This is a genomic window from Pseudomonas sp. HLS-6 TE3448, from assembly GCF_053629555.1.
On the sequence record NZ_JBRJIO010000001.1, the window covers coordinates 1,957,003 to 1,971,388 of the forward strand.

Sequence of the window (14,386 nt, forward strand, 5' to 3'; positions counted from 1 at the left end):
TGTTGGGGTGGCTCAGGGGTAGGACACGTACACGTCGCTGAGCAGGTCGGCGGCTTCGGGTTTGGGGTCGGACTTGGCGCGGCGTACCGAGTCTTCGATCAGGTCCTCGACCTGGCCATCGATCTGGTCCAGTTGCTCGGTGCTGAGCAGGCCGGCGCGCACGGTGCGTTCACGGAATTGCATGAGGCAGTCACGGGTTTCTCGCAGGTTTTTCACCTCGTCCGGGGCCCGGTAGGTCTGGGCGTCACCTTCGAAGTGGCCGTAGTAGCGGGTCAGCTTGACCTCTACCAGTGAGGGGCCTTGCCCGGCGCGGGCGCGGGCAATGGCGGCACCGGCAGCTTCATGTACGGCAAAGAAGTCGTAGCCATCGATGGTTACCCCTGGCATGCCGAAACCGGCAGCGCGGTCGGCGATGTGATCGCAGGCCACCGACCAGTTCGATGCGGTGGCTTCGGCATAGCCGTTGTTCTCGGCGACGAAGATGCAGGGCAGGTTCATGATCGACGCCAGGTTCATGGCCTCGAACACTGCGCCTTCGTTGGAGCCGCCATCGCCGAAGAACACCACGGCAACGTCATCGGTGCCCTTGAGTTTGGCCGCCAGTGCCGCGCCTGCTACCAGCGGCGCACCCGCACCGACGATACCGTTTGCTCCGAGCATGCCTTTCTCCAGGTCGGCGATGTGCATCGAGCCGCCCTTGCCGCCGCAGACGCCGGTTTTCTTGCCGTAGATCTCGGCCATCATCCCGTACACATCGACGCCCTTGGCAATGCAGTGGCCGTGACCACGGTGGTTGGAGGCAATGCAGTCGCTGTCGCGCAGGTGCGCCATCACCCCAGCGGCGGACGCTTCCTCGCCGGCATACAAGTGGACGAAACCGGGAATCTCGCCGGTGGCGAACTCCACGTGCAGGCGTTCTTCAAAGGCGCGGATGGTGCGCATGACCTGATAGGCATGCAGCAGTTGTTCGGTGGACAGGTGAGTGGACATCTTGTTGTTCTCCAGGGTTGTCTCAGCACGGTTGATTCGCAGGGTGTTGCGGGTGTTCACGGCCAACGGCCAACAGGCGATGGCGGGCGGCGTAGGCGAGCACCGCTTCGACATCGATGCTCAACGGGCCATGGCCGTCGAGGGTGATAGTGGGGCGGTCCTGCTCGCTGAACTCGATTTCGCGTTCACCGTCCAGGGCCAGGGTGCCGCTGGCCAGGCTCAGTGAGTGGGCCACGCCAGGTGTCAGGGTGCCGGCGGCGGTGACTCCGCAGCCCAGTAGCAGGCCTGGTGCCAGCGGTGCCAGCAGGGCCTGGTCGGCGTGGGGGTGCAGGCGTACCCAGGCGCCCTCGGGGGCATTTCGAGGTACCGGACACCACAGCCCGCACAGCGCCGAAAGGCCGATGGCATGAGGTTCGGCGAAGGTCACGAAGACTTCCGCAAGGTCTTCCGTGCGGCTGATGGCGCGGGCACCGACAAAACGTTGTGGCGACACCGCGACGTCCACCAGCGCCCATTCACAGATACCTCGGTTGGGCTCGCGCACCAGCAGGCGTTTGTTGCGCCGCAGGCTGACCGGTGCCGGCACCCGGCCACTGGCATAGAGGCCACCGGCCAGGCCGGCGCTGGTGGCTTCGCGCAGTTCCGGAAAGGCATTGTTGGTACCGGTGGAGAGCGTCAGTAGTGGGATGTCACCTACCTCGGCCGCCACTGCCTTGTGGGTACCGTCGCCACCCAGCACCGCAATGAGCGTGGCGCCCTGTTCGACCATCAGACGGGCGGCCAGGCGGGTATCCTCGACGGTCTGGCGCAGCGGCATGTCGAGGATGCGCAGCTGTGGCCAACGCTGCTGGGCAGCCTGTGGCCCGAGGCCCGCCTTGAGTACGGCAGCGGCGATACCGGTCATGTCTGGCGGCAGCAGCACCTGGTCAACCCCAGTCGCGGCAAAGGCCGCCAACAGGCGTTGCACGGCCGAGGCCTTATCGGTGCTGGAATAGAGCCCAGCGTTGGCAGTCAGTCGGCGCAGATCGCGACCCGAAGCCGGGTTGGCGATGATGCCTACGGTGAGAACGGGATGGCTCATGGGCACACCTTTGGTTTTGTTTGTCAGGGCTAGAGCAAGCGCGGTGCCAAGGTGCCTTGAGTGATGCGCAAAGGGCCGTTCCAGAGCGGTTTTGTAGCGAGATTTGGCGCGCGCGTGGCACGGTGCGGCAAGACGCTGGGTGTCAGGCGCAGGGGCTGTTGGCTGAGACGCCGAGACGCTGCGTCTCACAAAGGCCATGGCGCAGGCAGTGCTTGTCGAGGGCCGGCAATGGGCGCTTAATGAGCCGCATAACGACAAGAACACGAGAACCGGAGGCCCCATGCTTGCCGCGAACTCCAAGGCCCACGTCGATTGCGTCAGCCGTGTGCTGAAGAATGCCGATCGTCTGCCTCAAGCGCCGGTCCCGGCGCCTATCCTCGACTCCTGGCGCCGCTCCATGGAGCAGCACCGTCTTGACCCGGCCTCGCTGCAAGGGCCACGTATCCTCTCGCAAAGCTCGCTGAATGAATGCCGCGAGCGTGCCGAACTGTTCCTGCGTATCGCCAGTGATGCTGTGGCACGCCTGCATGGGCGGGTGCGTGATGCCGACTACTGTGTGCTGTTGACCGATGCCCAGGGGCGCACCATCGACTACCGCGTCGAGTCGACGATTCGCAATGACTGCCGCAAGGCGGGCCTGTACCTGGGTACCTGTTGGTCGGAAGGCGAGGAGGGCACTTGTGGCGTGGCTGGGGTACTGACCAGTCAGGCTCCGGTCACTGTGCACAAGCGCGATCACTTTCGAGCAGCCTTCATCGGCCTGACCTGCTCGGCTGCCCCGGTATTTGACCCTCAGGGCGCCCTGTTGGGCGTGCTCGATGTCTCGGCGCTGCAATCGCCGGACGACCGTCGCAGCCAGCACTTGATTCGGCAGATGGTGGTCCAGAGTGCGCGTGAGATCGAGAACGCCTTTTTCATGCACAACGCCGAACAGCATTGGGTGTTGCGTGCTCACAGTGCGCCCGGCTACGTCGACAGCCAGCCAGACTTTCTCCTGGCCTGGGATACCGACGGGCGCTTGCAGGCGCTAAACAGTGTGGCCCGGCGGGTGGTGCTTGAGCAGTGCGGGCAGGTGCCGGAGCACATTGGCCAGTTGTTCGACCTGGAGACCCTGCGGGCCGCGACCGACGAGGCGGCCCAGCGTTTGAACTGGACTGCCGCCGGTGGCGAAGTACACGCCCGGGTCAGTTCGCCACGACGCCAGCCAGTGCGGCGGGCGACCCGAATTGGACAGCTTGCGGTCGATCCGCGAGTGACGGAAGCCTTGCGCCTGGCGACGCGGGTCAAGGACTGCAACCTGGCGGTGCTGGTCCAGGGTGAGACAGGCTCGGGCAAGGAGGTTTTTGCCCGCCAGTTGCATCAGCGCAGTGCGCGAGCGGAAGGGCCTTTTGTGGCGCTCAACTGTGCGGCAATCCCCGAGAGCCTGATCGAGAGTGAGTTGTTCGGCTACGTCGCCGGAGCCTTCACGGGGGCCTCGACCAAAGGGATGCGTGGGCTGCTGCAGCAGGCTGATGGCGGTACGCTGTTTCTCGACGAGATCGGTGACATGCCGCTAGGTCTGCAAACGCGTTTGCTGCGGGTGCTGGCTGAGGGTGAAGTGGCCCCTCTTGGGGCTTCACGGCGTGAGCGGGTGGATATTCAGGTGATCTGCGCCACGCACCGCGACCTGGTTGCAATGGTGGCTGCAGGCAGTTTTCGAGAGGACCTGTACTTTCGGCTGGCCAACGCCCGTTTTGAACTGCCGCCGTTGCGCGAGCGTAGTGACTTGTTGGTATTGATCAATCAGGTGCTGGAAGAGGAGGCGAAAGCCTGTGGTGTGCAGGTGGGGCTTGGGGCGGCGGCGCTGGAGTGCCTGTTGAGCTACCGCTGGCCGGGTAATCTGCGTCAACTGCGGCAGGTGTTGCGGTATGCCTGTGCCGTATGCAGTGCCGGCACCTTGCAGGTGGAGGACCTGCCGCTGGACGTGCGCGGTGCGCAGTGCCCGGCACCCGAGCAGCAGCGGGTCAGCCCGCAGCGGCAAGTGCTGCTTGACGCGCTGGTGCGTCATCGTTGGAAACCGGGTGATGCTGCGCGCGCGCTGGGAATCTCGCGGGCGACGTTGTACCGACGGGTGCATGAACATGGCATTGAAATGCCAAGGATGCAGGCGCCGCGTACGTGAGTCCCCGATAAAACAAAAAGCCCCTGGCCTTTCGGTCAGGGGCTTTTGCGCATCACTTTCGGATCACTCCTGGTTAGCCAGTTTGTGTTCCAGATAGTGAATGTTTACGCCGCCTTTGCAGAAACCTTCATCACGCACCAGGTCGCGGTGCAGTGGAATGTTGGTTTTGATGCCATCAACGACGATCTCGTCCAGGGCATTGCGCATACGGGCCATGGCCTCGTCGCGGTCTTTGCCGTAGGTGATCAGCTTGCCGATCAGCGAGTCGTAGTTCGGCGGTACGCTGTAGCCGCTGTACAGGTGCGAATCGACACGGATGCCGTTGCCGCCTGGCGCGTGGAAGTGCTTGACCGTGCCTGGGCTCGGGATGAACTTCTTCGGGTCCTCGGCGTTGATCCGGCATTCCAGCGAGTGGCCGCGAATCACGACGTCTTCCTGGGTGAACGACAGCTTGTTGCCAGCGGCGATGCTCAGCATCTCCTTGACGATGTCGATGCCTGTGACCATCTCCGAAACCGGGTGCTCCACCTGAACACGGGTGTTCATTTCGATGAAGTAGAAGTTGCCGTTTTCGTAGAGGAACTCGAAGGTGCCAGCACCACGGTAGCCGATCTCGATGCACGCCTGGACGCAGCGGGCAAAGACTTCCTGACGGGCTTTCTCGTCGATGCCTGGTGCTGGTGCTTCTTCCAGCACTTTCTGGTGACGACGCTGCAGCGAGCAGTCACGGTCGCCCAGGTGGATGGCATTGCCTTGGCCGTCGGACAGTACCTGAACTTCCACGTGACGTGGGTTGGTCAGGAACTTCTCCAGGTAGACCATGGAGTTGCCGAACGCAGCACCGGCTTCGGTACGGGTCAGTTTGGCCGAGGCAATCAGGTCCTCTTCCTTGTGCACCACACGCATGCCGCGACCACCACCGCCACCGGCGGCCTTGATGATCACCGGATAGCCGACTTCACGGCCAATGGCCAGTGCAGTCTCTTCGTCTTCCGGCAGTGGGCCGTCGGAGCCTGGTACGGTCGGTACACCGGCGCGCTTCATGGCGTCCTTGGCCGAAACCTTGTCGCCCATCAGGCGAATGGTGTCGGCTTTCGGGCCAATGAAGGCAAACCCGGAGTTTTCTACCTGCTCGGCGAAGTCAGCGTTTTCCGCGAGGAAGCCGTAGCCTGGGTGAATGGCGGTAGCGCCGGTCACTTCAGCCGCGGCGATGATTGCCGGGATGTGCAGGTAGGACTGGCTGGCCGAAGCCGGGCCGATGCAAACCGATTCGTCGGCCAGGCCCAGGTGCATCAGCTCGCGGTCAGCCGTGGAGTGTACGGCGACGGTCTTGATTCCCATCTCTTTGCAGGCACGCAGGATCCGCAGGGCAATTTCACCGCGGTTGGCGATCAGAACTTTTTCCAACTTCGCAGGTTTCAACATCGTTGGCTCTCCGCGGTTCAAACGATGGTGAACAGCGGCTGGTCGAACTCAACCGGCTGGCCGTCTTCTACCAGAATGGATTCAATCACACCGCTGGTTTCAGCTTCGATGTGGTTCATCATTTTCATGGCTTCGACGATGCACAGTGTGTCGCCTTTCTTCACGGTCTGGCCAACTTCAGCGAAGTTTGGCGAGGTTGGCGAAGGCTTGCGGTAGAAGGTACCGACCATTGGCGAGCGAACCACGGTGCCGTTCAGTTTTGGCGCGGCGGCAGCTTCGGCAACCGGGGCTGCAGCAGCGGGTGCAGCGGCAGGTGCGACGGCAGCAGCCATAGGGGCTGGCGCGTAGTACTGCTGAGCTGGCGTCTTGCTGTGGCGGCTGATCCGTACGGATTCTTCGCCTTCCTTGATCTCCAGCTCGTCGATGCCGGACTCTTCCAGCAGTTCGATCAGTTTCTTGACTTTACGGATATCCATGAATCATCAACTCCCAAGGTTCGGTCAGGGGCGTATAAACGTGTAATCAAACGTTTCTATGAGCCCGGCCAATGGGCCAGGTACTCGTTATCAGGGCTTTGCGTTCGCTGCCAATTGCTCCAGTGCAGACTCCAGGGCCAGCCGGTAACCGCTAGCGCCCAGGCCGCAGATCACGCCTACGGCGACATCTGAAAAGTAGGAGTGATGGCGAAAAGGTTCACGCTTGTGCACGTTAGACAAATGCACTTCGATGAATGGGATGCTCACCGCCAGCAGCGCGTCACGTAATGCGACACTTGTGTGCGTAAAAGCCGCCGGGTTGATCAGGATGAAGTCCACGCCTTCGTTGCGTGCGGCGTGGATACGGTCGATCAACTCGTATTCGGCATTGCTCTGCAGGTACTGCAAGTGGTGGCCAGCGGCACGGGCGCGCTGTTCCAGGTCCTGGTTGATCTGATCCAGGGTCACGGCACCGTAAACACCAGGCTCGCGGGTGCCAAGCAGGTTCAGATTGGGGCCATGCAGTACCAGTAGCGTTGCCATCTGCGGATCCTTTTTTATTCGTGCGAACACATCAGCGCGGCGACTATGCCGCAAGCACGGGGCAGTGTCCAGTTACCTGCAATAGCCAGCACGATGAGCGAGATTCACGCAAAATATATGACCATTTTGTTAATTTTGGTCATGCATGCCGCTTTTTTACGACCACAGCAAGTTATAGACGTAGTTCGCTACGAATGCGCAACAGATGCTCAGCAAATTCGCCGGCGTTTGTCTCGCCAACCACTCGGGCGTCGGTTTTTTCGCTGCCGTTCGCCGCAAAAAACATCAGCGCAGGTGGGCCGAACAGGTGGTAGCGGTCGAGCAGGGCACGTTGTTCAGCGGTGCTCTCGGTGATGTCGAACTTGATCAAGCGAAAGCCCTCCAGGTGCGCCTGGACAGCAGGCGCACTCAGTACCTCGCGCTCGATCACCTTGCAACTGATGCACCAGTCGGCGTACCAATCCAGCACCACGGGTTGCCCTGCTGCTTTGGCCTCGGCCAGGGCGGCGTCGAGTGCTGCGGGTGTGCGCACCTTCTGCCACGCGTCGGCCTGGGCGCTGGCGATGGCACTGGCGCTGCTTGGCAGGTGCGTTTTGCCCAGTGGCCTGAACGGGTCGGTCTGGCCACTGAAGGCGCCATACCAGCAGGCCACTGCATAGGCGAGCAGTAACAGGCCGAGCAATTGCGTCAGGCGTCGGGCCGGGCTTTTCTCGATGAACTCAAGGGCACCGAGGAACAGTGCGACACCCGCCGTCAGCAAGCCGATCAGCACCAGGGTCACTTCGCCCGGCAATATCCGGCTTAGCAGGCCGATGGCCAGACCCAGCAGCAAGACACCAATGGCATTTTTCACGGTGACCAGCCAAGGGCCGCTTCTTGGCAGCCAGGCGGCACCGCCGGTGGCGACCAACAGCAGCGGCGCCCCCATGCCCAGGCCCAGGGCAAAAAGCTTCAGCGCGCCGCCCAGCGCATCGCCACTGGCGCTGATGTACAGCAGGGCGCCGGCCAATGGTGCGGATACGCAGGGCGATACCAACAAGCTGGAGAGGATGCCAAGCACCGCCGCACCAAGCAGTGAGCCGCCGCGTGTACGCCCGGCAATATGGTCGAGGCGGGTGCTCACGGCCAGCGGCAAGCGCAGTTCAAACAAACCGAACATGGCCAGGGCAAAGACCACGAAGAACAGCGAAAACGGCACCAGTATCCAGGCCGATTGCAGGCGCGCCTGCAGGTTCAGTTCGGCGCCGAACAGCCCCATCAATGCGCCCAGCAGGGCAAAGCAGGCGGCCATCGGCAGGACGTAGGCCAGTGACAGGCTCAAGCCTCGCCACCCACCGATATGGCCGCGCAACACCACGCCGGAGAGAATCGGCAGCATTGGCAGTACGCACGGGGTGAAGGTCAGGCCTACGCCGGCGAGGAAGAACAGCAGCAAGGCTTTCCAGTCGGTATGGGTACTGGTTTTGGCCGTGTCTGCTGGCGCCGCGCCGCTGCCCGAAATGCTCAGGCGCTCAGTTTCCGGTGGGTAGCACAGGCCTTTGTCGGCGCAGCCCTGGTAGGTCACCAGCAGGGTGAAGGCGCGCTTATCGGCGCCCCGTGGCAGGGTGATGTCGAGGATGCCGTGATACACCTCCACATCGCCGAAGAATTCGTCGTGCTTGGCTTCGCCTTTGGGCAGCTGTGCGCTTCCCAGTGCAATGTCGGCGGGTTCGCTACGGAACTGAAAGCGGTGTCGGTAGAGGTAGTAACCCTCGGCGGCGACGAAGCGCAGGGTGATGGACTGCGTATCGTCCTTGACCAGGCTGAGCTTGAACGCTTCGCGTACTGGGAGGAAATCGGCGCTGTTGTTCAGCGTGGTGGCGCCCAGCGTTGCACTCGGACGGCTGTCGAGCAGGCCGGCGGCGGCAACGGGCAGGGCCAGGAGCATAAACAGAAGGCAAAGCAGACGGCGCATGACAATCTCGCGGAACGGGTATGGGCGCATCATAGCGGAGTGTGCCGAGACGTGCAGGCGCCGCGCACCCCCTTACATCCCGCGGATGCCTTTACAGGCATCCGGTGCGCCACTCAAACCCTGAATGCGCGAACGGCAGCGTTCAGTTCGCCCCCCAGCCTGAGCAACTGTTCGCCCTGTTCACGGCCCTCGCCGATACGATGCAGGTTGTCTTCACCCAAGGTGTGGATGCGCTCGCTGTGATCACGAATTTCACTGACCGCGCCACTCTGTTGAGCCGTGACATCTGCGATACGCTCGGCGGTGGCAGCGATGGTCTGGATTGCCCCGACGATTTCATCCAGTGCGCCGTCGGCGGCCTGGGCCTGGCTGGCGGTCGCTTCAGCATGTTCAACCTGCGCACGCATACCTTCCACCGAATGGCGTGCGGCCTGTTGCAAGCGCTCGATCAGCGTTTGAATTTCTCCAGTAGCCCCCGTCGTGCGCTGCGCCAGCGAGCGGACTTCTTCGGCGACCACGGCAAACCCCCGGCCCATTTCGCCAGCCCGTGCGGCCTCGATGGCCGCGTTGAGGGCCAGCAGGTTGGTCTGTTCGGCAATCGAGCGGATCACCGTCAGTACACCCCCGATGGTTGCCGACTCCTGAGCCAGTTGTTCGATCATCTGGGCGTTGCCCTGCACCTCGCCGACCAGCGAGTGCAGCCCGGTCAGGCTTTGGCCAATGACTCGCTGCCCCTGCTCGACGGCACGCCCGGCACTGCGGCTGGCATCGGCAGCCTGGCTGGCATCGCCAGCGACCTGGACAATCGTGGCCTCCAGCTCACCCAGCGCGTCGCGTATCTGCGCTGTATCTCCGGCCTGGCGCTCGGCGCCATCGTGCAGGGCACTGCTCATGTCGGCCAGGGCATGGCTGCTGCCGGCCACTTGTTCGGCATTGCTGCGCAAGGTGCCAACCAGTTCCACCAGATAGATGCGCAGGCGATTGAGCGAGTCCTGAATATCGCGCAACTCGCGGTTGGTTGCGCCCAGTGCGATGGTTTGGCTGAAGTCGCCTTCCGCCCAGCGCGACAGTGCCGGGGAGAGGTTGGTCAGCACCCGCGCCAAGCGTCTCTGCAGGGTGTCGATCAACAGGGCAATCAGCAGGATCATGGCAATCATGCCGCCCTGAATCAGGCGTACTTCACCCTGTATTTGCGCGTGCTGGCTACGCACGCCTGGCTCCAGTTCGGCAATCGCCTGTTGTACCGCTGCAATGCGCTCATGGGTGCTGTTGGCCAGCTCGGCGCGGCGCTGAATCTGTTCGCGGGTGCGTTGAAGCTCGCCCGGATAACGGCTTAGCAGGCTGTTAAGCTCGCGTTTCAGGGCGATGCCGCTGTCTTCGGCGACGGCGGTGGTTTCGCTCTGCAAGCCCATCAGCGCGGCGAAGTCGTCTGTGCTCGAGGCCGTGCTGGCGGTGACACCCAGCAATGGCAACTGGTCGAGTGCGCGGGCTTGGCCGACGATGCTTTGCAGCTCGCGCTCGACCTCGTCGGCCAGTTCGCTGCGACCACTGCTGACCAACTTGTCGCGTGCCAGTGAGAGCCTGCCCAAATGCACGCTGGCATTGAGCAGCGCTTGTGGGTAGTGCCCAGCGTCGGGGCTATTGCTGCTCTGGGCATACTGCGCCAGTTGTTCAAGTGCAGCACCAAGCTCGCGTTCGGCTTGCAGCAACAGGGCCTGAGGGTCGCCGGCAAGCTTGCCGGCGGCCAGCAGCTCGGAGCCGGTAAACGCCTGCAGGCTGTCCAGGCTTGGGCGCAGGCGAGCGGCCAGGTCGTCGGGGAGAACACTCAGTTGTGCCTGCAAGTCGACGATAGCCTGCTGTGCTTCAGCATGGCGCAGCGCATCGCCGCTATTCAGGTAGTCCTGAATGTTGCGCGCGGCCTGGTTCTGAAACTGCTGGGACAGGCCCAGGTAGCGCTCCATCAGCAGATAGGGGCGCTCCAGCGCATGCTGTGACCACCACAGTGTCGCGCCCAAGGCCAGGCAGACGGTGACCAGCAACAAGGTGTTGAGATTGGTAAGCAGCTTCAGGCGCATATCCAGGGTCTACCAACGGCTGAATGGTAAGCCTCTGAAGTTATTGCGTTTTTGTTACGAGGTTATGACGAAGGCGCGGAAGAACTAAAAAAACTGGCACATTGCCTTTATGGTTCGCTGCGCAGCACGGTGTTGCGCCCTGCAGCCTTGGCCCGGTACAGCGCCTCATCGGCGGCGGTTGCCATGCTCAACGCATCGAGCCCATCGTTCAGTTGTACAACCCCGGCGCTGAACGTGCAGTACAAGTCGCGCGGCTGAGCCGGGTAATGAATTTCGGAGAAGCGCTGGCGGATCTCATCCAGTACTTTGTGTGCGGCATTCAGGTCCGTATTGGGCATGACGATCGCAAACTCTTCGCCGCCATAGCGACCAATAAAGTCGGTCTTGCGCAGGCGTTGCTTCAGAAACAGCGCCAGGCTTTTGATCACGCGGTCGCCCATGGGGTGGCCGTGGCTGTCGTTGACCTTCTTGAAGTGGTCGATGTCGAGCATTGCAAAGCTCAGTGGGCGCTCTTCGCGACGGGCGCGGAAGCTGCAGTCTTCCAGCAATTGCAGGATGTGCGTGTGGTTGTACAGGCCGGTGAGGCTGTCGCGGACCATGCGTGCATTGAGGTTGCGCGCCCGTGCCGCACGGTTGCGTACCGTGGTGATCAGATGGTGCGAACGGATGGGTTTGGTCAGGAAGTCGTCGCCGCCCTCGCTCATGGCTTCGAGCTGCTTGTCCAGGTCGTCCTCGGCCGACAGGTAAATGATCGGCACACTGACATAACGATCGTTCTGTCGGATGACCTTGGCCAGCTCTGGCCCCGTGCAGCCCGGCATGTACAGATCAAGGATGATCAGGTCTGGCTGGAAGTCGGCCAGCTCAGCCATGGTTTGAATCGGGTCGGTGAGGGTGCGGGTAACGATGCCTGCGTTGTTCAGCAAGCGCTCCGTGTAGATGGCTTGAGCCCGCGAATCATCAATGACCAGTACCCGGAACGGCTCGTACTGAGTCACGCTGGTCAGCAGTTCGACCTTTTCCAGCAGGCTGGAGGCTTCCAGCGTGCCGGTCAGGAATTCCTGGCCGCCAGCACGCACGGCAGCCAGGCGCGTCGGCGTATCGGTTTCGTGCAGGCTGAAGAACAATAGCGGAAGGGGCTGCTCCAGCCCCTGTTGGGCCTGGGCTGCCAGATGCAGGCCTTGCCCGCTGCCGGTGAAGTCGACGTCCATGACTAGGGCGGCCGGCAGACGCTCGGCCATCGAGGCCCGAAAGGCTTCGGCGCTGTTCAGCGCCTGTACCCCTAGGCCAAAGAACTCCAATTGCGTCGCCAGTCGCTCTGCCCGGTCATGGTCTTGCAGCATGATGTAAACCGGCTTGCGCAGCGGCGGCAGCGGGGTCTGCTCAAGCTGGTCGCCCTGGCGCAAGCCAGTGCGCGACAGGCGTTGCATCAGGCGGTTGAGTTCATTGATCAAGCCGCTGCTCAGGCGTGCACCGTTGGCCTCTATGGCCTTCAGGGTTTGCCCTATTGCCTCGGCCAGTTGACTGTGCTCAGGCTGGTCAAAGCGCTCGGCATAACGCTGCAGTCGCAGGTTGGCTTCGCACAGTTCACCGAGGTCATTGCTCGACCACTCGCTACGCTGCAGGCGTTGCCAGATCTCAAGTATCTGCCGAGCCTGGTGAATGACCCGCTGGGCAAAGTGCTGTTTGAGGCGCTCACGATTTGGGTCTTCTGGCTCGGTCATGTCCTGACTACTTATATAGGGGTGAGGCTGAGTTCCAGTGATGGCTCTATGCTAGCACTACTTTTCAGGCGTTCGCGTGTCTTGCGTCAAATTCCCGCGTTGCCTGCAAATTCAGTTCGTGACCGGATAGTCGCTTATGCGAAGCAGCCGGGTTGATTTATAGTGCAACGCATGATGCCGACCCCCGGCAGGCGAGCGGCTGTGAAAAGCACAGGGTACGCCGGCGCAATGCCCGGGCTTGCGGTCGAACCTTTGAACCGACGTGACTGAAAGGACAATGCCATGCTGGACTGGAAAAACCGTACAGGCAAAGCCGAGGTGCGCGAGCGGGCTGGTACCCGTGAAACAGCAGCGGGCAGCTATTTCAGCGGCCTGTTGTTCAGCCGGGCGCTGGGAACACTCATTGCCATTTATCTGTTGGTGACGATTGCCCTGGGCTGGTACTGGAGCGAGGAGCCTGACCTGTTCCCGGTTCAGCAGAACGCCCAGGCTGCAGCTGAGCGCACGGGCAAGCAGATGGTGATCGGCTATACCACCATCGAAACTCTCAAGACTGTTTCCGGTACGTTGCTGCACAAGCCCGGTGGCTATATCTCCAACGACCGTTTCCCGCCAGGCCTGTGGATGGACAACATGCCGAGCTGGGAGTACGGCGTGCTGGTCCAGGTGCGTGACCTGAGCCGCGCCCTGCGCAAGGACTTTGCCCGCTCCCAGTCGCAGTCCACCGAGGATGCTGACCTGGCCAAGGCCGAGCCGCGCTTCAACTTCGACAACAAGAGCTGGATCTTGCCGTCGAGCGAGTCGGAGTTCCAGGAAGGCATCAACAGCCTGACCCGTTATCAGAACCGCCTGGCCTCGCCTGACCAGCAGGGCGCGCAGTTCTATACCCGTGCCGACAACCTGAACAACTGGTTGGGCGATGTCGCCACGCGCCTGGGTTCGCTGTCCCAGCGCCTGTCGGCCAGCGTCGGCCGGGTCAAGCTCAATACCACCCTGAAAACCGAGTCTGTGGTTGCCGGCCAGGTGCCGCAATTGGATGAGGAAGTGGTCGAGACCCCGTGGCTGCAGATCGACAACGTGTTCTACGAGGCCCGTGGCCAGGCGTGGGCGCTGTCGCACCTGCTGCGCGCCATCGAGGTCGACTTCGCCGACGTGCTGGCGAAGAAGAACGCCACCGTCAGCGTGCGTCAGATCATCCGCGAGCTGGAGGCCTCCCAAGAGTCTCTGTGGAGCCCGATGGTACTCAACGGCAGTGGCTTCGGCATGTGGGCCAACCACTCGCTGGTGATGGCCAACTACATTTCCCGGGCCAACGCCGCAGTGATCGACCTGCGCCAACTGCTGTCCCAGGGCTGAGGCGGTGGCCATCTCTTCCCGCGAGGCGGCGCATCGCGCCGCTTCAGATGCTGAGCGCATCGTCTGGGTCGACCGCGACGATGCCGAGCTGGGTGCCATGCAACGGGCCGAGTTGCGCGAGCGCGGCTTGATCGGTCGTGGCACGTTCATTCTGCTGTTCAACTCGGCCGGGCACCTGTGCGTGCACCGGCGCACACTGAGCAAGGCGCTTTATCCGGGCTATTGGGATGTGGCCGCTGGCGGCATGGTGGCGGTGGGTGAAAGCTACGCCGCCTCGGCAGCGCGAGAGCTGGAAGAAGAATTGGGCGTAACCGGCGTTGAACTGACGGCCCATGAGCGTTTTTTCTTCGATCAGCCCGACAACCGTTTGTGGTGCGCGGTGTTCTCGGCCGTCTGGGACGGCCCACTGCGGCTACAGCCGGAGGAGGTCAGCGAGGCTCGTTTTCTGCCCCTGGAAGCGGTCATGGCCGACAGCCTGGTGCAGCCGTATTGCCCCGATTCACTGGCCGCGTTGAAACGTTACCTCGACCGTCAATCCTGAGGTCGCTAAATCTGCCTAAAATGGCGCAGATTTGTACTTAGCATTTGCTGCATTTGTCGT

11 protein-coding genes are annotated in these 14,386 nt (G+C 62.3%); 3 read left to right on the forward strand and 8 right to left on the reverse strand.

From position 1 onward, the window contains the following. Positions 1 to 12: 12 nt before the first annotated feature. Together AB7M23_RS09060 and AB7M23_RS09065 are read right to left on the reverse strand one after the other, a co-directional pair. Entirely contained in the window at positions 13 to 990 is a 978-nt protein-coding gene (locus AB7M23_RS09060) for a thiamine pyrophosphate-dependent dehydrogenase E1 component subunit alpha (protein WP_065757977.1), read from the reverse strand. 22 nt (positions 991 to 1,012) lie between these two features. Continuing rightward, positions 1,013 to 2,071 (reverse strand): ATP-NAD kinase family protein, encoded by a 1,059-nt coding sequence (locus tag AB7M23_RS09065; protein WP_065757948.1) that lies wholly within the window; start codon positions 2,069 to 2,071, stop codon positions 1,013 to 1,015. Between the two features lie 280 nt (positions 2,072 to 2,351). Here AB7M23_RS09065 and AB7M23_RS09070 point away from each other — a divergent pair, with 280 nt between their 5' ends. Beyond that, on the forward strand, positions 2,352 to 4,232 hold the full coding sequence (locus tag AB7M23_RS09070) for a sigma-54-dependent Fis family transcriptional regulator (protein WP_454240647.1): 1,881 nt from the start codon (positions 2,352 to 2,354) through the stop codon (positions 4,230 to 4,232). A gap of 63 nt (positions 4,233 to 4,295) precedes the next feature. Here AB7M23_RS09070 and accC read toward each other — a convergent pair whose 3' ends face one another. The 6 genes from accC to AB7M23_RS09100 all read right to left on the reverse strand — a co-directional run bounded on the left by accC (position 4,296) and on the right by AB7M23_RS09100 (position 12,429). Continuing rightward, entirely contained in the window at positions 4,296 to 5,657 is a 1,362-nt protein-coding gene (accC, locus tag AB7M23_RS09075) for an acetyl-CoA carboxylase biotin carboxylase subunit (RefSeq protein ID WP_065757950.1), read from the reverse strand. 17 nt (positions 5,658 to 5,674) lie between these two features. Then, complete coding sequence (gene accB / locus AB7M23_RS09080; RefSeq protein ID WP_065757951.1) at positions 5,675 to 6,133, reverse strand: acetyl-CoA carboxylase biotin carboxyl carrier protein; 459 nt, start codon at positions 6,131 to 6,133, stop codon at positions 5,675 to 5,677. 90 nt (positions 6,134 to 6,223) lie between these two features. After that, the gene (gene aroQ, locus AB7M23_RS09085; protein WP_065757952.1) at positions 6,224 to 6,676 is read right to left on the reverse strand and encodes a type II 3-dehydroquinate dehydratase; all 453 of its coding nucleotides are present in this window, start codon (positions 6,674 to 6,676) and stop codon (positions 6,224 to 6,226) included. A gap of 172 nt (positions 6,677 to 6,848) precedes the next feature. After that, positions 6,849 to 8,630: a protein-disulfide reductase DsbD gene (locus AB7M23_RS09090; protein ID WP_454240648.1), complete on the reverse strand. Its 1,782-nt coding sequence runs from the start codon at positions 8,628 to 8,630 to the stop codon at positions 6,849 to 6,851. Between the two features lie 113 nt (positions 8,631 to 8,743). Further along, on the reverse strand, positions 8,744 to 10,705 hold the full coding sequence (locus AB7M23_RS09095) for a methyl-accepting chemotaxis protein (RefSeq protein ID WP_454240649.1): 1,962 nt from the start codon (positions 10,703 to 10,705) through the stop codon (positions 8,744 to 8,746). A gap of 107 nt (positions 10,706 to 10,812) precedes the next feature. Next, positions 10,813 to 12,429, reverse strand: a complete 1,617-nt coding sequence (locus tag AB7M23_RS09100; RefSeq protein WP_454240650.1) for a diguanylate cyclase — start codon at positions 12,427 to 12,429, stop codon at positions 10,813 to 10,815. 282 nt (positions 12,430 to 12,711) lie between these two features. On the opposite strand from AB7M23_RS09100, the gene AB7M23_RS09105 reads away from it, so the two are divergent. Both AB7M23_RS09105 and AB7M23_RS09110 read left to right on the forward strand, forming a co-directional pair. Further along, the gene (locus AB7M23_RS09105; RefSeq protein ID WP_454240651.1) at positions 12,712 to 13,785 is read left to right on the forward strand and encodes a DUF2333 family protein; all 1,074 of its coding nucleotides are present in this window, start codon (positions 12,712 to 12,714) and stop codon (positions 13,783 to 13,785) included. A 4-nt stretch (positions 13,786 to 13,789) separates the two neighbouring features. Beyond that, positions 13,790 to 14,326, forward strand: a complete 537-nt coding sequence (locus AB7M23_RS09110) for an NUDIX hydrolase (RefSeq protein ID WP_099773444.1) — start codon at positions 13,790 to 13,792, stop codon at positions 14,324 to 14,326. Positions 14,327 to 14,386 lie beyond the last annotated feature (60 nt).

Bases quoted from the DNA above. Each gene is read 5' to 3' on its own strand.
- AB7M23_RS09060 (WP_065757977.1), bottom strand. From the start codon at position 990: ATGTCCACTCACCTGTCCACCGAACAACTGCTGCATGCCTATCAGGTC.
- accC (WP_065757950.1), bottom strand. From the start codon at position 5,657: ATGTTGAAACCTGCGAAGTTGGAAAAAGTTCTGATCGCCAACCGCGGT.
- AB7M23_RS09100 (WP_454240650.1), bottom strand. From the start codon at position 12,429: ATGACCGAGCCAGAAGACCCAAATCGTGAGCGCCTCAAACAGCACTTT.
- aroQ (WP_065757952.1), bottom strand. From the start codon at position 6,676: ATGGCAACGCTACTGGTACTGCATGGCCCCAATCTGAACCTGCTTGGC.
- accB (WP_065757951.1), bottom strand. From the start codon at position 6,133: ATGGATATCCGTAAAGTCAAGAAACTGATCGAACTGCTGGAAGAGTCC.
- AB7M23_RS09105 (WP_454240651.1), top strand. From the start codon at position 12,712: ATGCTGGACTGGAAAAACCGTACAGGCAAAGCCGAGGTGCGCGAGCGG.
- AB7M23_RS09095 (WP_454240649.1), bottom strand. From the start codon at position 10,705: ATGCGCCTGAAGCTGCTTACCAATCTCAACACCTTGTTGCTGGTCACC.
- AB7M23_RS09090 (WP_454240648.1), bottom strand. From the start codon at position 8,630: ATGCGCCGTCTGCTTTGCCTTCTGTTTATGCTCCTGGCCCTGCCCGTT.
- AB7M23_RS09065 (WP_065757948.1), bottom strand. From the start codon at position 2,071: ATGAGCCATCCCGTTCTCACCGTAGGCATCATCGCCAACCCGGCTTCG.
- AB7M23_RS09070 (WP_454240647.1), top strand. From the start codon at position 2,352: ATGCTTGCCGCGAACTCCAAGGCCCACGTCGATTGCGTCAGCCGTGTG.